The organism is Chromatiales bacterium 21-64-14 (genome assembly GCA_002255365.1).
Lineage (GTDB): Bacteria > Pseudomonadota > Gammaproteobacteria > 21-64-14 > 21-64-14 > 21-64-14.
The window spans coordinates 45,665-64,813 of the sequence record NCBI01000005.1 but is presented as its reverse complement, the minus strand read 5'-3'; the positions used below and the strand labels follow the sequence as shown (position 1 = coordinate 64,813).

20 protein-coding genes and 1 riboswitch are annotated in these 19,149 nt (G+C 64.7%); of the genes, 4 read left to right on the top strand and 16 right to left on the bottom strand.

What is annotated here, in order from left to right; all coding sequences use genetic code 11:
* Nucleotides 1–50 precede the first annotated feature (50 nt).
* From B7Z66_04705 to B7Z66_04690, 4 genes are all read right to left on the bottom strand, one after another.
* Complete coding sequence (locus B7Z66_04705; protein OYV77408.1) at nucleotides 51–881, bottom strand: endonuclease; 831 nt, start codon at nucleotides 879–881, stop codon at nucleotides 51–53.
* A gap of 23 nt (nucleotides 882–904) precedes the next feature.
* Nucleotides 905–2,539: an acetolactate synthase large subunit gene (locus B7Z66_04700; protein OYV77407.1), complete on the bottom strand. Its 1,635-nt coding sequence runs from the start codon at nucleotides 2,537–2,539 to the stop codon at nucleotides 905–907.
* 85 nt (nucleotides 2,540–2,624) lie between these two features.
* On the bottom strand, nucleotides 2,625–3,380 hold the full coding sequence (locus B7Z66_04695; GenBank protein OYV77406.1) for a hypothetical protein: 756 nt from the start codon (nucleotides 3,378–3,380) through the stop codon (nucleotides 2,625–2,627).
* Nucleotides 3,381–3,553: 173 nt separating this feature from the next.
* Nucleotides 3,554–4,165 (bottom strand): cytochrome c4, encoded by a 612-nt coding sequence (locus tag B7Z66_04690; protein ID OYV77405.1) that lies wholly within the window; start codon nucleotides 4,163–4,165, stop codon nucleotides 3,554–3,556.
* 191 nt (nucleotides 4,166–4,356) lie between these two features.
* On the opposite strand from B7Z66_04690, the gene B7Z66_04685 reads away from it, so the two are divergent.
* Entirely contained in the window at nucleotides 4,357–4,968 is a 612-nt protein-coding gene (locus tag B7Z66_04685) for a YihA family ribosome biogenesis GTP-binding protein (protein OYV77404.1), read from the top strand.
* Between the two features lie 533 nt (nucleotides 4,969–5,501).
* Here the strand turns inward: B7Z66_04685 and B7Z66_04680 are convergent.
* Both B7Z66_04680 and B7Z66_04675 read right to left on the bottom strand, forming a co-directional pair.
* Nucleotides 5,502–6,275, bottom strand: coding sequence for a hypothetical protein (locus B7Z66_04680; GenBank protein ID OYV77403.1), 774 nt, complete (start codon nucleotides 6,273–6,275; stop codon nucleotides 5,502–5,504).
* 34 nt (nucleotides 6,276–6,309) lie between these two features.
* Complete coding sequence (locus tag B7Z66_04675; protein OYV77456.1) at nucleotides 6,310–6,603, bottom strand: hypothetical protein; 294 nt, start codon at nucleotides 6,601–6,603, stop codon at nucleotides 6,310–6,312.
* 300 nt (nucleotides 6,604–6,903) lie between these two features.
* Between B7Z66_04675 and B7Z66_04670 the strand changes: the two genes are divergently transcribed.
* The 3 genes from B7Z66_04670 to B7Z66_04660 all read left to right on the top strand — a co-directional run bounded on the left by B7Z66_04670 (nucleotide 6,904) and on the right by B7Z66_04660 (nucleotide 9,921).
* Complete coding sequence (locus tag B7Z66_04670; protein OYV77402.1) at nucleotides 6,904–8,001, top strand: phosphate ABC transporter substrate-binding protein PstS; 1,098 nt, start codon at nucleotides 6,904–6,906, stop codon at nucleotides 7,999–8,001.
* 136 nt (nucleotides 8,002–8,137) lie between these two features.
* Complete coding sequence (locus B7Z66_04665) at nucleotides 8,138–9,034, top strand: phosphate ABC transporter permease subunit PstC (GenBank protein ID OYV77455.1); 897 nt, start codon at nucleotides 8,138–8,140, stop codon at nucleotides 9,032–9,034.
* Nucleotides 9,031–9,921: a phosphate ABC transporter, permease protein PstA gene (locus B7Z66_04660; GenBank protein OYV77401.1), complete on the top strand. Its 891-nt coding sequence runs from the start codon at nucleotides 9,031–9,033 to the stop codon at nucleotides 9,919–9,921. Before B7Z66_04665 ends, B7Z66_04660 begins: the two co-directional genes overlap by 4 nt.
* A 17-nt stretch (nucleotides 9,922–9,938) precedes the next feature.
* Here the strand turns inward: B7Z66_04660 and B7Z66_04655 are convergent, their stop codons facing one another.
* The 10 genes from B7Z66_04655 to B7Z66_04610 all read right to left on the bottom strand — a co-directional run bounded on the left by B7Z66_04655 (nucleotide 9,939) and on the right by B7Z66_04610 (nucleotide 19,031).
* On the bottom strand, nucleotides 9,939–10,493 hold the full coding sequence (locus tag B7Z66_04655) for an ATP:cob(I)alamin adenosyltransferase (protein ID OYV77400.1): 555 nt from the start codon (nucleotides 10,491–10,493) through the stop codon (nucleotides 9,939–9,941).
* An 18-nt stretch (nucleotides 10,494–10,511) separates the two neighbouring features.
* Entirely contained in the window at nucleotides 10,512–11,249 is a 738-nt protein-coding gene (locus tag B7Z66_04650; GenBank protein ID OYV77399.1) for a hypothetical protein, read from the bottom strand.
* Nucleotides 11,246–13,096 carry a hypothetical protein gene (locus B7Z66_04645; GenBank protein ID OYV77398.1) on the bottom strand — a complete coding sequence of 617 codons (1,851 nt, stop codon included), beginning with the start codon at nucleotides 13,094–13,096 and terminating at the stop codon, nucleotides 11,246–11,248. The genes B7Z66_04650 and B7Z66_04645 overlap by 4 nt, the downstream gene beginning before the upstream one ends.
* Nucleotides 13,097–13,211: 115 nt before the next feature.
* A riboswitch (cobalamin riboswitch) is annotated at nucleotides 13,212–13,437 on the bottom strand.
* A gap of 47 nt (nucleotides 13,438–13,484) precedes the next feature.
* The gene (locus B7Z66_04640; protein OYV77397.1) at nucleotides 13,485–14,753 is read right to left on the bottom strand and encodes a c-type cytochrome biogenesis protein CcmI; all 1,269 of its coding nucleotides are present in this window, start codon (nucleotides 14,751–14,753) and stop codon (nucleotides 13,485–13,487) included.
* A complete protein-coding gene (locus B7Z66_04635) occupies nucleotides 14,750–15,235 on the bottom strand; it encodes a hypothetical protein (protein ID OYV77396.1) in 486 nt (161 codons plus the stop codon). The genes B7Z66_04640 and B7Z66_04635 overlap by 4 nt, the downstream gene beginning before the upstream one ends.
* Nucleotides 15,232–15,768: a thiol:disulfide interchange protein gene (locus tag B7Z66_04630; GenBank protein OYV77395.1), complete on the bottom strand. Its 537-nt coding sequence runs from the start codon at nucleotides 15,766–15,768 to the stop codon at nucleotides 15,232–15,234. The genes B7Z66_04635 and B7Z66_04630 overlap by 4 nt, the downstream gene beginning before the upstream one ends.
* Nucleotides 15,768–17,768: a c-type cytochrome biogenesis protein CcmF gene (locus tag B7Z66_04625; GenBank protein OYV77394.1), complete on the bottom strand. Its 2,001-nt coding sequence runs from the start codon at nucleotides 17,766–17,768 to the stop codon at nucleotides 15,768–15,770. The genes B7Z66_04630 and B7Z66_04625 overlap by 1 nt, the downstream gene beginning before the upstream one ends.
* Nucleotides 17,765–18,229, bottom strand: coding sequence for a cytochrome c biogenesis protein CcmE (locus B7Z66_04620; GenBank protein OYV77393.1), 465 nt, complete (start codon nucleotides 18,227–18,229; stop codon nucleotides 17,765–17,767). The genes B7Z66_04625 and B7Z66_04620 overlap by 4 nt, the downstream gene beginning before the upstream one ends.
* Nucleotides 18,226–18,393, bottom strand: coding sequence for a heme exporter protein CcmD (locus tag B7Z66_04615; GenBank protein OYV77392.1), 168 nt, complete (start codon nucleotides 18,391–18,393; stop codon nucleotides 18,226–18,228). Before B7Z66_04615 ends, B7Z66_04620 begins: the two co-directional genes overlap by 4 nt.
* Nucleotides 18,390–19,031, bottom strand: coding sequence for a heme ABC transporter permease (locus B7Z66_04610; protein OYV77454.1), 642 nt, complete (start codon nucleotides 19,029–19,031; stop codon nucleotides 18,390–18,392). The genes B7Z66_04615 and B7Z66_04610 overlap by 4 nt, the downstream gene beginning before the upstream one ends.
* Between the last annotated feature and the right edge of the window lie 118 nt (nucleotides 19,032–19,149).

Genomic DNA, 19,149 nt, shown 5'->3' with positions numbered 1-19,149 from the left:
GCACATCCAACGATCATGATCGCTCCCGGTTCGGGATGCGGCGAGGTACCTTAGGACCGTAGTGTGACATTCCCAGGGAGGAGCACGTCCATGGCTACCGGCAGATGGTCGGAGAAAGGGTAGTTCAGGACAGATACCCGCTCCACCTTGACGCTGGGCGTCACCAGGATATGGTCGATGTTGCGACTCGGTCGCCAGCTCGGAAACGTGAGCAGGTCGTGGGTCGGCTCACACAAGCCGGTATCCCCCAGGAGTTGGTCCATCTCCGGGCTGCGCGAACGGCAATTCAGGTCTCCCATGACGATCACATTCGGGTCGTCAGTGATCAGCTCGCCGATGAACTTGAGCTGCTGCAACCGTGCCCGCCTGCCTAGCGCGAGATGGATGATAACCAGCACCAGTTGCGCACCCGGCGACCCGAACTCGACCCGCAGGGCGCCACGCCCGGGGATGCGTCCCGGCAATTTGTGTTCCGTCAACAGCGTTGGCCGGAACCGGCTCACTAGGCCGATACTCTGGCGTGCGACATTCCCGATGGTGCGGTTGGTCTGGTGATGCCAATGGGTAAAGCCGGCTTTGAGCGCCAGGTACTCCGTTTGATTCACGAAGCCGCTGCGCAGGCTGCCCGCATCCACTTCCTGCAGGCCGACCAAGTCGAAGTTGCTTGCCAGACACGCGATGCTGTCCAGGTTGGTAAGACGCTCCGCGTCCGGGAGTACGTGCTTCCAGCTATGGGTGAGGTACTGGTGAAAATGCGTGGTGGAGATGCCGGCTTGAATGTTGTAACTCAACAGCCGCAGGCGCTCACCTGTGCCGGCATCAGTGTGGCCAGACTCGGTGATGGTATCCCTTATGTAGGCTCGTGCTGGAGAGGGCCCCATCCCCCACGGCCCGTATGAAAGCGTCATATGGGGCAGACCATCTCGCCCATGGCGGCGGTAAGCTTCAAGTTCTCGGCGTAGTCCACCGGACAGTCGATGATGCACACAGCACTGGACGCGAGCGCCTCCTTCAAAATCGGCAGGAGATCGACGCTACGTTGCACACGGTAGCCCTTCGCACCGAAGGCCTCCGCGAGTTTCACGAAATCCGGATTCCCAAATTTCACGTTCGCGGAACGTTTGAAGGTATTGAGCTGCTTCCATTCGATCAGCCCGTAACCTCCGTCGTTCCAGATCAGGATCACGAGCGGGGTGTTGAGACGCACCGCGGTCTCGATCTCCTGACAATTCATCAGGAACCCCGCATCTCCGGTCACCGCGACCACGGCGCGGTCAGGGTATACCATCTTCGCGGCTATTGCGCCCGGCACGGCGATGCCCATGCTGGCGAAGCCGTTGGAGATAATGCAGGTGTTGGGATATTCGCACCGGAACATGCGCGCCATCCACATCTTGTGGGCGCCCACGTCGCAGATGACGATGTCCTCCAGCGCCATCGCGGTACGCAGGTCCCAGATGATCTTCTGGGGCTTCACGGGGAAGCCTCGGTCCTCGCTAAGCTGCTGCATCTCCGTCATCAGCAGGTCACGCAACACGCGCATCTTGTGATCCTGGTGTGGCGTGGCGAGATCCGCGATGCGTACCAGGCTCGTCTTGATGTCGCCCACTACGCCGCACTCGATGGTGTAGTGGGCATCGACCTCCGCGGGATTCATATCGATGTGGATCAACTTGCGATCGCGGGTCGGATGCCAGAGCTTGGGGTGATACTCCGCCAAGTCGTAACCCACGCAGATGATCACGTCCGCGCGGCTGAATCCGCAATTGACGTAATCGTTGGACTGCAGGCCGACGCTGCCCAGCGCCATGGGGTTCTTGAAGAATGGAACCACGCCCTTGGCCATGAAGGTGTTGGCCACCGGTATGTTGAGTTTGCGCGAGAATTCCGCGAGTTGTTGCCAGGCGCGGGCACGGATCACGCCGTTGCCCGCCAAAATGATCGGGTCCCGGGCCTCGGAGATCAGTTCAGCTGCGTAGTTGAGGCGATCCGTGGGCGGTTCCGACGCCACCGGCTGGCGCGCCGGAAGCGGCTCGTCCGCGACCACCATGCGCGCAATGTTTTCCGGGAACTCGATGAAACATGCGCCGGTCTTCTCGGTCTGTGCCAGCTTGAAGGCCTTGCGGACGACCTCAGTGATGATGTTAGGCGTCAACAACCGGGAGGAGTACTTGGTGATCGGCGCGAACATCAACTCCAGATCCAGAGTCTGATGGGATTCCTTGTGCAGGCGGGTGGTAGCCGCCTGGCCCGCCACTGCTACCAGGGGCGCATGGTCCATGTTGGCGTCGGCCACACCGGTCACGAGATTGGTCGCACCAGGGCCCAGGGTAGATAGGCACACGCCAGCATGGCCAGTCAGACGCCCGTAGACGTCGGCCATGAAGGCCGCCCCTTGTTCGTGGCGCGTAGTGATGAAACGGATCGGAGAATCGATCAGGGCGTCCAGCACATCCAGGTTCTCCTCGCCGGGCAACCCGAAGATGTATTCGACTCCCTCGTTCTCCAGGCATTTCACGAAGAGCTGTGCCGCATTCATCCCGGTTTGTATCCTTCCCTTGACGGAGCGCGTGCGGCCCCGGACGCCGGGGCCCGTCCTGGCCGGGCGAAGGCCGCCGGACCCGCTACCGGGCGTGGGCGCCGCGGGCCTGTGAGTTGGCGGCGGGCGAGGGGGCAGACTTGAGGCGGACGGTCGAGGCGATACGGGTCCGGTCCACGGCGGCCTGTCGAGACTCCCGCCGAACCAGATAGTCCACGACCTGGAGGATCTTCTCATTACCCCCCGCGAGACTGGCGTCGGTCTTAAACTTGCCATCCACCACCAGGGTAGGTACGCCGCTGATGCCCATGCTTTGTGCCAGGGCCCGTGCGCGGCGCACCTCGGCGTCCACCGTGAACGATTCGTAGGCGGCGCGGAAATCCGCCGCCTTGACCCCGTGCTGGGCGAAAAACGCAGTCAACGCGTCCTCGCTGGCCAGCTGTGGACCCTCCTTCTGGACGGCATCGAACAGCGGGCGGTGGATCCGATTCAAAACCCCCAGTTCCTGGGCGGCGTAGTAGGCGCGGGCGTGGATCGTCCAGGTCGGATTCAGGGGCGCTGGTATGCGGATGAATTGCACGTCCGCCGGCTTGTGCTCCAGCCAGGCATCCAGGTACGGCTCGAAGTGGTAACAATGGGGACAGCCGTACCAGAAGAACTCGACTACGGTGACCTTGCCTTTGGCCGCACCCGGGATCGCCACCGGCGGGTCGATGACCTTGTAGTCGATGCCGGCATCAAACTGTGGCTTGGCCGGACCCGCCTGCGCGAAACCGGGCACCAGTACCAGGGCCGCCCACAGGACCCACCGGAACCGAAGCTTATTTCTAAATAGTTTCATGTGCTTGCCCCGCTAATATGGCCACAACCCAAGGCCCTCAGCCTACCACTTTCCGGGCGCCCCTGCATTGCATATAGAGTAGACGCCGGTAACCGGCGGAGGGTTCGATGTGGCGGGGGCAAGGGCGGTGCACCTGAGGGGGCGGCCGCCCCCTCAGGTGCAGGGAGGGATGATCAGTAGAGACCGTTGATGTAGGAGGCCACCGCGCGCATCTGTTCCTTGGTGAGGCGCCCGGCGATCTCGCGCATCATCTTGTTCGGATCATTGGTACGGCTGCCGTCCTTGAAGGCCTCGAGCTGGCTCATCACGTAGTCCGCATGCTGACCGTGGAGGGCCGGGTAGCGGGCGGCGGGATTACCGGCGCCGGTGGGGCCGTGGCAGGCCATGCAGGCCGGCACGCCGGTGGCCGCGTCGCCGCCGCGATATAAGCGTTCACCGGCCGTGACCAGCTTGGGATCCGCGGAACCAATCTTCTCCTTCTGGGAAGAAAAGTAGGCGGCCAAGTCCTCCATGTCCTGCTCACTGAGCTTCGCGGCCTGCGGACTCATGAGCGGATTGGTGCGCCTACCCGCCTTGAAGTCCTGGAGCTGTTTGACAATGTATGGGGCGCTCTGTCCCGCCAGGTTGGGCCACTGGGGGTTGAGGCTGTTGCCGTCGGGGCCGTGACAGGCGCGGCACACAGCGGCCTTGGCATCACCGGCCTTGGCGTTGCCGGTCGCTCCGGCCGAGCTGGAAACGAGCGCGAGGGGCGCGCAGACGAGGACCACCGTTATCCATCTTTTCATTAGGCACCGACTCCTGAAGATCCGCTCCGTGACGGGTCGGCCTTACGGTCCAGAACCAGGGCGGGTGGGTACGGACACACTAAGGCGAGGCGAAAAATTGCGTTGCCTGTATATCAGTTGTGGCGCTTGTGGTCAATACCGGCCGCCCTATCACCTTGCGTTGCGCCACCGCGGCGGTGTTATATAGGCATATGGGTTCCCGCTACCGTCGTGCCCAATTCCTATGCAGCGCCCCGGATCTGGCCCACGCCCCCCCGGACCGGGGTGGTGAGGTGGCCTTCGCGGGACGGTCCAACGCCGGCAAGTCCAGCGCACTCAACGCCCTCACTGACCAGCAGACCCTGGCCCGCACCAGCAAAACCCCAGGGCGCACTCAGCTCCTCAATTTCTTCCAGGTGACGCCCGACCTGCGGCTGGTCGATCTCCCAGGTTACGGCTATGCCAAGGTGCCGGTAGCCGTCAAGACGCGTTGGGAGCTGGGACTCGCGGAGTACTTGGAGCACCGCGAGTCCCTGCGGGGCCTGATCCTGGTAATGGACATCCGCCACCCCCTTACTAACCTGGACACTACCATGCTCGACTGGTGCCACCGCGCCGGATTGCCGGTACATGTGCTGCTCACCAAAGCCGATAAACTCAAGCGTGGCCCGGGAATCGCGGCCCTGCTCGCACTGCAGCGCACTGTAGAAGAGCGCTATGCTCGGGTCAGTGCGCAGCTCTTCTCGGTCCCCCGCCGCCTGGGGATCGACGAAGCGTCGGCCGTGTTGGATGGGTGGTTCGGAGACCACGGCCCGCAGGCGTAAAACCGGCGCAAAAGTGGGAGACAAAAAAACCCCGGTTTTCAAGGGGGGGAGAAAACCGGGGCAATACAATCACCCAGTCTGGGGAAAACTGGGTGGCTATTCCCGCTCAGGGAGGATAAAGCGGGTGGGCGCCAATCCTAGCGCCCACACACTATGACCGGGTCCCTTGTGAAAAGTTCAGGGCGCGATCCGCAGCGCAGCGCCTCCACGGCGCGGCGCGGCGTCCGCGTTTGTCGCCGGGGCACCTGTGGCGGTCGCAAGTAGGTGTTTCGGTGACGCGAGTTCGCGCGGATTCCACTATTCTGTGGTCGCGGGCCACAGAGCCACCGCGGTAACCCGCGCAGATCGAGCATCGCGCCGCAACGGCCCGCGTGCCCATTGCCCCTGCCGCAATCCGGAGATGGGTCTCTCCCGTAGACACCGTGCGGCAACCTGGCCTTCACCGTCACGCAGGAAGAGCGCGGCAATACGATTTGTACCGCTGCCTACTGCAGGCAGGCAACGCCGCACACTGGTCGCGGAACTACACCGAATTAATCCGCCGGGAACTGTGCATGGAGTGACCGCAGACGGGGCACCGCCAGTCCTGCCTGGTCGGCATGGGCGAGGGCGCGTGCCAAACGCAGAGGTGCGCTGCGGCCGGTACAGCGGTGGCGTGGGTCCGCGTGGAACGCTTCCACCATACCCGCCAGCAGCGCCTGCCGTGGGAGCGGCCAGCCCACCCGCCACTCCTGTATCGCCAGGACTTCAGCGGCCACCTCCGCGGCCAGTTCCTGATAGTTATCCCACAGGGTGCCCACGTCACCACCGGCCTCCAGTCCCGCGATATTGCTGGTGAGGATGTAGAGGTTCTTGCGTACCAGCTCGAAACACAGGTCATGGGCATCGTGCAGTACATGGGCCGGGATACCCAGCGTTCCCAGGGCATCGCGGGTCAGCTCCGCGGCGGGACCGTGGACCGGGGAGGATTGGATGACCGAGACGTCCTGGCCGGTTTTTTTTTCAAACCATACAGCGATCACCGTCGGGGTATCGATGCCGTGGCCTTCCCAATCACGCGGCAGTAGTTCGTTCTGCAGCAACGCGAGGCGCTGGCGCCATTGCAGCGGAATCGAATTCAACACCGGCGCAAGCTGCGTCTCGCCTACCGCCACCAGCACCACAGCGGGCGTCGGTACCTGGGCGGCCAATGCGTCGGTGTCGGAATCGCTGAGCACCGGAACCACAGGATGGCCGGTGCGCAACAGTCCGCGGGCGAACACACCTCCCATCTCGCCGATGCCGATCACGACCGCCGGTGGCTTCATGGATCCAAGATGCCCAACGCACGCCTCCGCGACTTCACGTCTTCGGGATCGCCTTGGCCGCGAAATACTCGCCGTGTTCCAGGATGCGGAACAGGCGTTCGATGTGGGGATGGCGACCGGGAGCCGCGCGTGCATCCTCCACATGACCTCCGAACAGGTTGAGCGCACGGCGCGCCGCCGCCGGACCAATGCCGCCGAACTCCACAGCGACCTTGTAGTAGATCGCCAGGGAGAGCTGCTGACCCGGGCGGTTCTCAATCACCGCGGCAGGCACCTCCGCCTCCCCGTAGAGCTCCAGCCGGTCCAGGTGTTCCACCGCAAGCAGCAGCGCGTCCCGGTCCACCGCACGGTCAGTCAAGGTCGTTCCCCGGTAGTACCGCCCCCGGATTGCGCGCCCAACGCCGATTCATGTCGTCGAATGCATCGATAAACTGTAACGTTAAACACTACAAATCTATCTCTACAGATAATTGCCTGCGGAGAGCAGTGCGTCGTAAGAATCCTGTCACATTCCACCGCTATAGTGCCTCGCACCGGCTGCCCATATCCGGGCCAGTATCCATGCCGCGTCCGGGCAACCGCGGGCCACTCCGCGTCACCCGGCACCGCAAACGTCACCAAGGAGACCATGATGCCAAGATCGCCCCAAACTGTCACCCGGATCGCCCGGTCCCTGTTCAAAGGCGCCGTGTTGGCCGGTGCCGTCGCCGCGTTCGGTTTACCCGTGGGCGCGTCGGCGAATTCGACGGTCACCGTATTGGAGACCGGTTCATCGCTGCTCTACCCGCTGTTCAATCTATGGGTGCCGCCCTACACCCGCGCCCACCCGAACGTGCGGATCACCACCCAATCCACGGGTAGCGGAACCGGTATCGCGCAGGCGGTCTCCGGCGTGGCACAGATCGGTGCCTCCGACGCCTACCTGAGCGACGCCCTGGTACGCCAGCATCCCGGCATGCTGAGCATTCCCCTGGCGATTTCCTCGCAGATGGTCAACTATAATGTGCCCGGCCTGAACCGCGACCACCTGCGCCTGAGCGGCCCCGTCCTTGCGGGGATCTACAGCGGCAAGATCACCCGTTGGGACGATGCGGCCATCGTCCGCATCAACCATGGGGTGAAACTGCCGCACAACCTCATCGTTCCGGTGCATCGCAGTGACGGCAGCGGCGACACCTTCATCTTCACCCAGTACCTGAGCGATTCGACGCCGTCGTGGAACAGCGCGCTGGGCTACGGTACGACGGTGAGCTGGCCTCCGGTGCGCAATGGAATCGGTGCAATCGGAAACCCAGGCATGGTACAGGCGCTCCAGACCACACCCTATTCGGTCGCCTACGTGGGCGTGAGCTACAAGAAGGAGGTGGACAAGGCCGAACTCGGTGAGGCCCGTTTGGAGAACCGCGCCGGGCGCTTCGTGCTGCCGACCACCCGTACGGTAATGGCCGCCGCCGCCAAGATGGTACCCAAGACCCCGGCGGACCAGCGCATCAGCCTGATCTTCGCGCCAGGCGATGAATCGTATCCGATCATCAACTACGAGTATGCCATCGTCGACAAAAAACAATCGACCCCGGAAATGGGCCACGCGGTGCGTGAACTGCTCGGCTGGGCCATTGAGGCGCGTGGCGGAAACGCTGCTCACTTCATGAAGGAAGTGAACTTCGTGCCGCTCCCGAAGAGTGTGGCAAAACTCAGCAGACGACAGATTGACCAGATCCGCTGAGCCCCTGCTCGGGCCCGTAACCGATGGCGCCCGCCGGCGGTTTCCGCCGGCGGTGCGCCATTCCTTTTGGCGTCACGCGCTGCGCCGGTGGTTCCGCAGCGCGACGGCTTCCATTGCTGCATCGATCCCGGTGATCATGCTGGCGCTGTTCCTGTTCCTGACCATATACGCGTGGCCGGCGGTGCGCTTCAACGGGCTGCACTTCCTGTATCAGGATACCTGGAACCTGGGACGCCTGTACTCCGATCCGATATCGGTGGGCGGACAGCAAGTGCTGCCGGACGCCGACTACGGGATCCTGTTCTTGATCGTCGGCACCCTGCTCAGCTCCCTGATGGCGATGGCTCTGGCGCTCCCGGTCGGGATCGGGACCGCGCTGTTTCTCGCCGAGGGCGCGCCGCGGCGCCTGCGCGGAACACTCTCCTTCTTTGTGGAGCTGCTCGCCGGGGTGCCGAGCGTGGTGTTCGGGCTGTGGGGCTACGTGGTGCTGATCCCCCTGTTGAGCCGCCACGTCTACCCGATGATGGCCCGGTTCCTGGGATTCATCCCCTTCTTCGGCGGCCCCACCGGCAGCGGCTACGGGCTGTTGACCGCCGCCCTGGTGCTGGCGCTCATGATCGTGCCGCTGATTGCAGCGACCCTGCGCGACGCCATCGTGGCAACGCCCATCGCACTGCGGGAGGCCGGCTTCAGCGTCGGCGCGACGTCCATCGAGGTATTCTGGAAGGTGGTGCTGCCAAGCCTGCGCCGGGTACTGATCGGTTCCAGCATGCTTGCGCTGGGGCGTGCGCTGGGAGAAACCATGGCGGTGCTGATGGTGAGCGGCAATGCCCTCAACTACCTGCCGGACAACGCCTATAGTCCGATCTCCACCATGTCCTCCTTCATCGTCTCGCAACTGGACAGTGCCCTGCAGGACCCCACCTCCATGGCGGTGCGGGCACTGGCCGAAATCGCGCTGATATTGCTGGTGATCTCCGCAGGGGTGAACATGCTGGCCCGCGTGTTGCTGCGCTACGCGGGAGGCCGATGAAGCCGCGATCCTCGGCCGACGCCACGCACCACGCCCTGGCACGGATACGCCGGCGCAGGGTGTTCAATGTATTGGGCTGGACCATCAGCGTCCTCGCCTTTGTCCTGCTCGCGCTTGCCATCGCGGACCTGCTCTACCTGGTCATGCACAAAGGCGCATCGAGCCTGTCCCTGGACTTGTTCACCCAAGTCACCAACGGGATCGGCGGCGGGCTCGCCAACGCGATCACCGGGACCGGGCTGCTGGCGGGCGGCGCGTTGCTGCTCGCCGCGCCGCTGGGGATCGGGACCGGCATCTATCTGTCGGAGTTCGGCCGCGGCCGCTGGGGACACGCGGTGCGGTTCTGGGCCGACGTGCTGGTGGGGGTGCCGTCCATCGTGCTCGGCTATTTCGGTTATATCACCATGGTGATCGCGTTTGGCTGGAACTTCTCGCTCGCGGCGGGCGCCATCACCTTGGCCATCATGATGGTGCCCTATATCGCCCGCACCACGGACCTGGCCCTGCGCCAAGTGCCGTTCGGCGTGCGGGAGGCAGCCTACGCCCTGGGCGCCCAAGACTGGCGGGTGAGCCTGCGCGTGGTATTGCCGGCCGGAGCGCCTGCGGTCCTTACGGGGATCCTGCTCGCCCTGGCAATCGGCATGGGGGAGACCGCGCCGTTGTTGTATACCGCGGGCTGGTCCAACTATCTATGGAACGGAAACCTCACCCATGAACCGGTGGGCTACCTCACCTACGTGATCTGGACCTTCATCAACGAACCCTTCGCATCGGCCCACCGTCTGGCGTTTGCGGCCGCGCTGCTGATCACGGCCCTGGTGCTGCTGATCAACGTGCTGGCACGACTGCTGCTGACCGGATTCTCGCGCCGGCTCGGCGCACGCTGAGGGACGCCGCTCAAACCTCAGCCGGGCGACCGGCTACGGCACCATAGCGTCTCCTGACCACCCCCCTGGCGCGCCAGGACCCGGGCGATCACAAACAGCAGGTCGGACAGGCGGTTCAGGTAGCGCACGACCTCCGGGCCCACGGCGGCGTTGCGTGCCAAGGTCACCACGCGGCGCTCGGCACGGCGGCATACGGTGCGCGCCAGATGGCAGGCGGCGCCGGCGGGACCGCCGCCGGGCAGTATGAACTCCTTCAGCGGCGGAAGATCGGCGTTGAAACGGTCCAGTGTCCGCTCCAAGACCGTGACCTGGGCGGCGCGGATGGCGGTATGTCCGGGAATACACAGTTCACCGCCCAGATCGAACAGGTCGTGCTGTACCTCCAGCAGGCACTCGCGCACCCCAGCGGGTAGCGGCTGCGCCAGCACCAACCCTAGCGTGCTGTTGAGCTCGTCCACGGTACCGTAGGCCTCGACCCGCGGATCGTCTTTGGCAACCCGACCGCCGTCACCGAGGCCGGTCGTGCCCTGGTCCCCGGTACGGGTGTAGATCTTCGATAAACGGTGTCCCATCGTGCGGCTCCCGCGGACTCAGCCGTTCACCAAGCGGTATTCCACCGGAAGAACGATATCAAAATGCCGCCCATCCAGCCAACGGGCGGCGTCGGGCACACTGTGGATATGGCGTGCGCTCTCCAGCGCGGAGCGGTCCAATATCGCATAGCCTGAGGTGCCTACCACTCGCAAGTCGGAGACGCGCCCATCGGAGCCCACCCGCAGCGCCAAGCGCACCTCGCCCTCCCAGCCCTGGCGCCGGGCGATCCATGGATATTCAAAGTGGTCCGCCAACAGCCGCAGTACCGCGCTGCGCAGAAATTGTGCCACCGACGCGCCGTTCCCGGCGGCGCTGGACGGGGTGCGCTCGGCGTGGGCCCCGGGCTGCGCGCCAGACATCACGGTGTGCACCACCACCCTTGCCGTATCCCCCCCAACTGGGTCGCGTGCTACCGCGTGCGGACTCACCGCCGCCGCCACCGGATGCCACGGGCGGCGGCGCGCGGTCTGAGGCGGTTCGTGGTGCGGCGGAGTCCGCGGCGATGCCCGGTGTGCCACGCGGCGGGCGGGCACGGAGACGGGGCGGGACGTGGCGTGCGACCACACGGTGCCGGCCCCCGACATCGGTGCCGCGGCGACACCGAAGCGCAGTTGCAACGGCGCGCCGGCCGACGGCGCACCGAACGACAACCGCGGCGGCACCCGCCACGCCGCCAGCAGTGCCAAGTGCAGGGCAGCGGACAACACCAGAAAACGGGGCAGGGCGCGGCTCATGCCCCCGCGCCCGGGGCATAGCGTATCCCCACGAACAGGGTGCGGCCCAAGGTGTTGAACCCAGCCGCGGTCTCATAGCCCTTGTTGAACAGGTTCTCCACACTGGCGTGCAGGGTCCAGCTCGGGGTCAGCGCATACTGCACAGTGGCATTCACTAAACCATAGCCGCCCAGCCGCACGGTGTTCGCGTTGTTGTCGAAACGCTGACCCTCGGCGATCCAGTCCACGTGCACCCGTGCCGGACCGAAGGCGTGGCCAAGAGCAAGCTTGAGGGAACGCTCGGAGCGGCGCGCGAGTATCGTGCCATTGATGTCATCGTGGGGGCGCATGAAATTCAGCCCAAGGCCCAGATCCCACCCGCGGATCCGGGTGTTGAGGTTGGCCTCCACGCCGCGGATGGTGGCGCGGCCCACGTTCTGCGGGATGTAATTGGCGTCCAGGGAGATCAAGTCGCGGATGCGCGTCCGATAGGCGCTGATGTCCCAACGCCCCCAGGGATGCTTGCCCCGCAGGCCCAGCTCCACAGTGCGGGACGTTTCCGGGCGGAGATTCGGGTTGCTGGTAGGAAAGCCGAAAAAGGCCGGAAAATACAAGTCGTCGAAGGTGGGCGCGCGGAACGCGGTGCCATAGGAGGCGGTTACCCGCAGGGCATGCGTCAACCGGTAGCCCCACGCCACGCTACCGGTGGTGTGGTTGCCGAATTGCTCGTTGTGGTCCAGGCGCACCGCGGCCAGAAGATCGTTGCGGCCCAGATGGGTCTGGTACTGGGTAAACACCCCGGCATCGTAACGCGAGGTCTTGTTGAAGGTGGTGGTACTCGACACCAAGTCGTCGAGGTAATCCAGGCCCACGCTCAACAATTGGGTCTGCCCAATGGAAAAATCGTTCTGCCAGCTGGCGGTGACCCGCTCGCTGTCGAAGCGGATCCTGGGCAGCGTGCCGTCGGAGCGGAAGCTGGTCCGGTTATCCAGGCTGCGCCCCGCCTTGAGGTGGACATTCCAAAACGCTTGGGGCCGAAAGCTGAGCTGTCCGCTCAACACCTCCTGCAGGAAATTGTCCTCATTCTGATAATTGGAATCGTACTGGGTAGTACCCACCGCGCGCAGCGCATTGACCTGCAGGGCGGTCCCGTTGGCCCAATCGTAGCCGGCACCGGCACTGAACGAGTCGTTGTTATAGCCGTCGTTACCTGGATCGTTGAGAGGGACTCCAAACTCCAGGCTACCGGGTTTGCTCACCCGGATCCCCTCGGTACCGAACCCTCCGCCGTGCAGGCTGACCCACCCCCGGCCCACGGAACCGGCGATGCCGCCGACTGCGTGGTAAGTCTCATGGCCGCCGTAGGTCACATCGGCACTGGGCCGCACGGGCCCTTTGCCCTTGCGGGTGAAGATCTGGATCACACCACCCACCGCGTCCGGCCCGTAGAGGCTGGAATGGGGTCCGCGCACGATCTCGATGCGCTGGATCTCCGACAACGGCAAAAACTCCCAGGAAACGGTCCCGGTGGTGACCGAGCCCACGCGCACGCCGTCCACCAGCACCAGGGTCTGGGTCGAGCTGGTACCGCGCAGGAATACGGAGCTCACCTTGCCGAACGGACCGTTGGTGGTGACGTCCAGGCCGTTGACCTGTTGCAGGAGCTCGGGTAGGGATTGGGCGCCGCTGCTCTCGATGTCACTGCGGGTAATAACGGTGACCGAGGCGAGGGTCTGATCTGCGGTCTCCGCGGTGCGGGTAGCGGTCACCACGATGGGGGAGGAGTACAGATCGGCGCCCTGGGCGGAACCGGCAACGACGACCAACAGCGCGGCCCCACAGGCCGCGCGGTACCTTGTTATTCTCATGTAAATCCCCCCTCGCCACGCGCACCCGCGCAGGCGGTGATGATGAATGGGGTGCGGCAGGGGAATAGACGTAATACGGGCACGGCATGAAATATACCGTGCCGCCCCACGCGGCACTGACCGTAACGCCGCAGGCCGGTCTCCGGGCTCGCGAGGGGACTTGCGTCCGGTCCGGCGCCTTCCCGTGTCGAAACACAGTGGCTTGATGCCGAACCTTGACTCGCTTACCGTTGCGGGGGCAGCGCCGGATTAGCAGACGGAGTGGAGCTCCGTTGCGCACCGGCTTCCCGTTTCATCCCTCGGGCGAACACCCTCGGGACACCTGAAGCGCGTGGCGGAGACTCTATCGGCGGGGGTATCGAGTGTCAAGAAAACGCAGTGCGCGGCGTCAAGGAATCACGCGGTCGATGGTGAGTTCGACGACTCCCTTGCGACCGGGCGCCACCGGTGCACTGAGCCCTTGCAGATCCCCGGGGGCCGCAAGCGCGTTGCCGGTCCGGGAGATGCGCGCCCCCACGACCACCTCGGCCTGTTGGGACAGGGTGCGCCCCGGCAGCATGGACTGGGTGTCATCGAGGACCACCGTGGTGGGCAGATCCTTTACCTGCCGGCGCACCGCCGCCAGAGGCATCGGGGGGCCCTGCAACGCGCGCGCATAGATGAACACGGTCTCGCCGGGACGAACCTTGTGAGCGAGCGCCGCCGCCAGGCGCACTTGGACCGTGAGCGCCTTGCGCGCAATGGAGGCCGTCTCCCGGGTCCGCGCCGGCGCGCGCTCCGATGGCGCGCGGGTGGCGCGGCCCGCCAGGGCCTCTGCCTGGGCGATCTGTTTTTCCAGGATGCGTGCCACATCACTGCCCGCTGGGGCACGCTTCGCAAGCGGTTTCCAGCGCGCCGCTGCCTGGGCGTAGTCGCCGCTCTGATAAGCCGCCCAGCCAGTGAGCCAAAGGGCCTTGGGCTGCTGCGGATCCAGCGCCAGGGCACGGGTCAAAAGCTGCTCCGGCTTGCCTGCGAGGCGGTTGCCATGGGCCAGGGCCAGGACCTCGGCATAATCCGCCAGCAACGCCGGGTCCTTCTTGTTGGAAAGCGCGTAGGCCTTGCCATAAGCGTCGGCGGCTTGATCGAAACGGTTCAACACCCGGTAGGAACGGCCCAGCATCATCCAGCCCTGAAGATCGTCAGGCTTGCGCTTCAATCGCGCCGCCAAGCCAGTGACCATGTCCTGAATGACAGCGGGATCCGTGTCACCCTGGGCCACGGCCTCCGCCGCGATGCGCGCACGGGCATCTGGAGACACCAGGGCCCAGCCGCCCAGCCGCCAGTATATTCCACCGGTGAACACCGGGATGATCAGCGCCACCACCACCACCATCCAGCGATGACGCCGGCGCGGGCCCACGGCCGGCGCCACGACGGCGCCCTCCAGATTCTCCAGGGTGTCGCGTTCGATCTCGGCGCGCGCCTGCTCGAACTGCTCCGCGCTCAGGGTCCCGCTCTCCAGGTCCCCTTCCAGTTCTGCCAAGCGCTTGCGATGCAGCGCCCGATATATACTGGCGCGCGCCGGTCCGGCGGCCGCACCGCGGCCCATCAGGGGCGGTAACACCACCGCCAGAGCTACCAGCACCATGGTCCCGAGGACCAGCCACAGCAGTATCATTTGTTGCGATCCTCGTCGCGCCCCAGCAGTTCCGCCAGACGTTCATGTTGGGCCTGCTGCAGTGACGCGCTCTGGCCGGCGCGCGCGCGGGCGCGCACCAGGAAGAACGCGATCAGCAGCCCGGACAGCAACCCCAGGAATGGCCCGAACCAGAGCAGGAACGTGGTATCCATGAGCGGGGGACGGAACAAAACGAAGTCACCGTAGCGGTCCACCAAATAGTGGATAATCTCCTTGTCGCTTTTGCCCTCCCGCATCTGTTCCCGAACCTCGCGACGCAGATCCTGGGCGAGGCCCGCCTGTGAAGACTGGAGCGATTCGTCCTGGCACACCAGGCAGCGCAGGTTCTTGAGCAAGGCATGGTAATGGGCGTCTTCCTTCGGGTTGGTAAACCCGGAAGTGGGCTCCGTGGCATGCGCCATGGGTAGCACCATAGGCAGCGCCAGCAACAACAGCACCAATAGCGCGCGCCAGCGGCTCATCCTGGAACCTCCGCCTGGAGCTTGCGCACCAGGGGCAGGATCTTTCGCTTCAACGCCTCCTGGGTGATGGGTCCGATCTGCTTGTAACGAATGATGCCCTTGGCATCCACCACGAAGGTCTCCGGGACGCCGTATACACCCCAGTTGATGGCCACCATGCCCTTGTGATCGAAGGCGTTCGCCACGTAGGGATCACCGAAGGTCTGCAACCAGCGCTGGGCGTCGTCGCGATTGTCCTTGTAGTTCAGCCCGTAGATCGGCACCACGTGGCTGTTGGCCAGCGCCACCAGCACCCGCGCCTCGTCGCGGCACGAGACGCACCAGGACGCCCATACGTTCACCAGGGTGACCTTGCCCAGCAGATCCTTGCGGCTCAGGGTGCGCGCCGGATCGGCGAGTTCCGGCAGGGAAAATTGCGGCGCGGGTTTCCCGATCAGGGGCGAAGGCACGCGCCGCGGGTCGTGCTGCAGGCCGATCGCCAGCACCACCACCAGCATCGCGAAGATGCCCAGTGGAATCAGATATCGGACCATCAGGCCTTCCCGGGAGAGACCGCCCCCACACTCGGGGCCACCGGGCCGGCAGCCGGTTGCGCGGCGCGCGCCACCGCCAGGCGGTAGCGCCGGTCGGTGGCGGACACCAGGCCACCCAGGGCCATAAGCAGGCTGCCGATCCAGATCCAGCGCACCATGGGCTTATAGTAGATCCGCAAGGTCCAGGCCCCGTTGTCCTGCGGCTCACCGAGCGAGACGTAGAGGTCCCGGAACAGACCCGGCTGGATTCCGGCCTCGGTCATGGGGCTGGTCTGTACCACGTAGACACGCTTCTGCGGATGCAACAGCGCCACCTGCCGACCGTCCCGAAACACCGGCACCCGGGCCTGGGTCGCAGTGTAGTTGGGTCCCTTCAACGGCCGTACGCCGTCGAATTGGAACGTATAGCCGGCCAGGGTCACGGTATTCCCCGGCGCCATTATCACGTCCTTCTCCAGGCTACCGGTGCTGGTCAGAGTTACCCCGAGCACGAATACGCCGATGCCGAAATGGGCTATGGACATGCCGAGGAAGTGGCGGTGAACTCGGTACCAGGGGGTACCCGCAGCACGGTTGTGGCGGATACGGCCCCAGACATCCCGTACCGAGAGCGACATCACCCAAAACGCCAGTACCACCGCCAGGATCACTAGCGCGCGCACTTCACCGGTGTACCAGATCGAGAACGCGGTACCAACCGCGACACTGGCCACGAAGGGCAACCACAGCCGCCATATCAGGGGCCAGAATTCCTGGCGTTTCCAGCGCGTGAGGGCGCCGATCCCCGCCAGGAATACCAGCGGCAGGGTCAAGGGCACGAACACGATATCGAAGTAGGGGGGGCCCACGGAGATCTTGCCCACGTCCATCCCTTCCAGAAACAGCGGATACAGGGTACCCAGCAACACGGTGAACGCTGCGGCTACCAGCAGCACGTTGTTCACCAGCAACAGGGTCTCCCGCGACAGGGGATGGAAGCTTCCGCCCCCCTTTACCTTTGGGGCACGCCACGCGTAGAGCAGCAGCGATGCCCCCACCACGATCGCCAGGAAGATCAGGATGAAGATGCCACGGCGCGGATCGGTGGCGAAGGCATGCACCGATACCAACACCCCGGAGCGCACCAGGAAGGTGCCCAGCAGGCTCAGGGAGAAGGCGAAGATCGCCAGCAGCACGGTCCAGGTCTTGAACGCGCCGCGCTTATCGGTCACCGCCAGTGAATGGATCAGCGCCGTGCCCATCAGCCACGGCATGAAAGACGCGTTCTCCACCGGATCCCAGAACCACCAGCCGCCCCAACCCAGCACCGAGTAGGACCACCAGCTCCCCAGGGTGATCCCGACGGTGAGGAACAACCACGCGGAGGTGGCCCAGGGCCGCGTCCAACGTGCCCAGGCCGCGTCCAAGCGCCCGTCCAGGAGCGCCGCGATGGCAAAAGCGAACGGCACCACGAAGCCCACATAGCCCATATAGAGCATGGGCGGATGCATCACCAGCCCCGGGTCTTGGAGCAGCGGATTGAGATCGCGGCCGTTGAGCGGTGCCGGGAACAAGCGGGTAAACGGATCCGAGGTGGTAAGCATGAACAGCAGGAAACCCACGCTCACCACCCCCATGACCCCGAGCACCCGGGCGGCAAAGTCCGGCGACAGGCTGCGGCTCCGGAAGGTTACGGCCAGGGTCCATACCGCAAGGATCGTGGACCACAACAGCAGCGAGCCCTCATGGGCGCCCCAAACCGCAGCGATCCGGTAGAACCATGGCAGGGCCGTGTTGGAGTTCTCCGCCACGTAGGCAACGGAAAAATCATTGGTGAGGAACGCGTAGATCAGACACAGAAACGCCACCCCCACGAACAGCGCCTGCCCGCAGGCCGCGGGCCGCGCCACCGCGATCCACTCCGGCACGCCGCGCCATGCGCCGAGCAGGGGAACCACCGCCTGCACCAGCGCCAACGACAGGGCCAGCACCAGAGCGAAATGCCCAACCTCGGGTATCATTTCTGCGCAACCTCCGCTTCCTTGGCCTTTTCAAGGGCCCGGAGGTGGGCCTTTTTCAGAGCACGAGCCACCTCGGGCGGCATATAAGTGGAATCATGCTTGGCCAACACTTCGGTGGCCATGAACACCCCGTTGCGGTTCAAGCGCCCTTGGGCCACTACCCCCTGCCCTACACGGAACAGATCCGGCAGCAGACCGGTGTAGACCACCGGCACCGTTTTCGCGGTATCCGTCACGACGAAGTGCACGGTGAGACCATCGTGGTGCACGCTGCCCTTCTCCACCAAGCCCCCGACCCGGAACATGTGATGGACGGGCGCCTCGCCCTTCGCCACTTGGGTTGGACTGTAGAAATAGAGCAGGTTCTGGCGGAAGGCGTAGCTCGCCAGCCCAACGGAGGTGCCGATGCCCGTCACCAGCACCACCACGAAGATCAGCCGACGGCGGCGTTTCGGGGTCATCGCCCGGCTCCCCGCCGGAGGCGGCGTGCCAGGCGCTCGCGCAACCGGCGTTGATGGTAGAGGGGTTGGAGCACGTTGGCGGACAGGACCACCAGCGCGATGGCGTAGGAGGTCCAGACGTAGAAGGCATACCCGCCCATGTACAGGAATTTGTGCAGAGTCATCGCGTATCCACCGCTTCCTGGGCCCAGGCGCTGTCTGCCTCGCGCTCCAGCACTTCCGCGCGGGCACGCATCAGCACCGTAGTGAGGAAGAACAGGTTAAATGCCAGGACCATGATTAACAAGGGGACGAGCATATCCAGACTGATGGAGGGCCCGCCGATCTTGAACACCGTAGGTCCCTGATGCAGGGTGTGCCACCACACCACTGAGTAGTGGATGATCGGGATGTTCACTACCCCCACCAGGGCCAGTATCGCCGCGGCGCGGGCTGCGGTACGCCGGTCCTCGATGGCCGACTCCAGGGCGATGTAGCCCAGGTACAGAAACAGCAGGATCAGTTCCGACGTCAGCCGCGCGTCCCACACCCAATAAGTACCCCACGTCGGCTTGCCCCACAAGGATCCGGTGCACAGCGCCAGGAACGTGAACGAGGCGCCGATAGGCGCACAGCTCTTGGCCATCACCTCCGCCAGCTTGATGCGCCACACCAAGCCGATGACCCCGGCGCCCGCCATCACCAAATAGACGAACAACGACATCCAGGCAGAGGGCACGTGGATGAACATGATCCGGTAGCTGTCCCCCTGCTGATAGTCGGGGGGCGCCAACCACAACCCGTCGTAGAGTCCGGCGAGCATTAACAGCCCCGTGGCCCACCCGAGCCACGGGATGATCCGCCCGGCGAGGGCGTAGAAGTACCGCGGCGACGCCAGCCGATGGAAAAAAGTCCATGCCCGTCGCAGGGCTGTCGCCTCC

Bases quoted from the DNA above. Each gene is read 5' to 3' on its own strand.
- B7Z66_04700 (OYV77407.1), bottom strand. From the start codon at position 2,539: ATGAATGCGGCACAGCTCTTCGTGAAATGCCTGGAGAACGAGGGAGTC.
- B7Z66_04685 (OYV77404.1), top strand. From the start codon at position 4,357: ATGGGTTCCCGCTACCGTCGTGCCCAATTCCTATGCAGCGCCCCGGAT.
- B7Z66_04615 (OYV77392.1), bottom strand. From the start codon at position 18,393: ATGACTCTGCACAAATTCCTGTACATGGGCGGGTATGCCTTCTACGTC.
- B7Z66_04610 (OYV77454.1), bottom strand. From the start codon at position 19,031: ATGCTCGCCGGACTCTACGACGGGTTGTGGTTGGCGCCCCCCGACTAT.
- B7Z66_04635 (OYV77396.1), bottom strand. From the start codon at position 15,235: ATGAGCCGCTGGCGCGCGCTATTGGTGCTGTTGTTGCTGGCGCTGCCT.
- B7Z66_04690 (OYV77405.1), bottom strand. From the start codon at position 4,165: ATGAAAAGATGGATAACGGTGGTCCTCGTCTGCGCGCCCCTCGCGCTC.
- B7Z66_04695 (OYV77406.1), bottom strand. From the start codon at position 3,380: ATGAAACTATTTAGAAATAAGCTTCGGTTCCGGTGGGTCCTGTGGGCG.
- B7Z66_04660 (OYV77401.1), top strand. From the start codon at position 9,031: ATGAAGCCGCGATCCTCGGCCGACGCCACGCACCACGCCCTGGCACGG.
- B7Z66_04705 (OYV77408.1), bottom strand. From the start codon at position 881: ATGGGGCCCTCTCCAGCACGAGCCTACATAAGGGATACCATCACCGAG.
- B7Z66_04620 (OYV77393.1), bottom strand. From the start codon at position 18,229: ATGACCCCGAAACGCCGCCGTCGGCTGATCTTCGTGGTGGTGCTGGTG.
- B7Z66_04645 (OYV77398.1), bottom strand. From the start codon at position 13,096: ATGAGAATAACAAGGTACCGCGCGGCCTGTGGGGCCGCGCTGTTGGTC.
- B7Z66_04640 (OYV77397.1), bottom strand. From the start codon at position 14,753: ATGATACTGCTGTGGCTGGTCCTCGGGACCATGGTGCTGGTAGCTCTG.
- B7Z66_04625 (OYV77394.1), bottom strand. From the start codon at position 17,768: ATGATACCCGAGGTTGGGCATTTCGCTCTGGTGCTGGCCCTGTCGTTG.
- B7Z66_04650 (OYV77399.1), bottom strand. From the start codon at position 11,249: ATGAGCCGCGCCCTGCCCCGTTTTCTGGTGTTGTCCGCTGCCCTGCAC.
- B7Z66_04630 (OYV77395.1), bottom strand. From the start codon at position 15,768: ATGGTCCGATATCTGATTCCACTGGGCATCTTCGCGATGCTGGTGGTG.
- B7Z66_04670 (OYV77402.1), top strand. From the start codon at position 6,904: ATGATGCCAAGATCGCCCCAAACTGTCACCCGGATCGCCCGGTCCCTG.
- B7Z66_04665 (OYV77455.1), top strand. From the start codon at position 8,138: ATGCTGGCGCTGTTCCTGTTCCTGACCATATACGCGTGGCCGGCGGTG.
- B7Z66_04680 (OYV77403.1), bottom strand. From the start codon at position 6,275: ATGAAGCCACCGGCGGTCGTGATCGGCATCGGCGAGATGGGAGGTGTG.
- B7Z66_04655 (OYV77400.1), bottom strand. From the start codon at position 10,493: ATGGGACACCGTTTATCGAAGATCTACACCCGTACCGGGGACCAGGGC.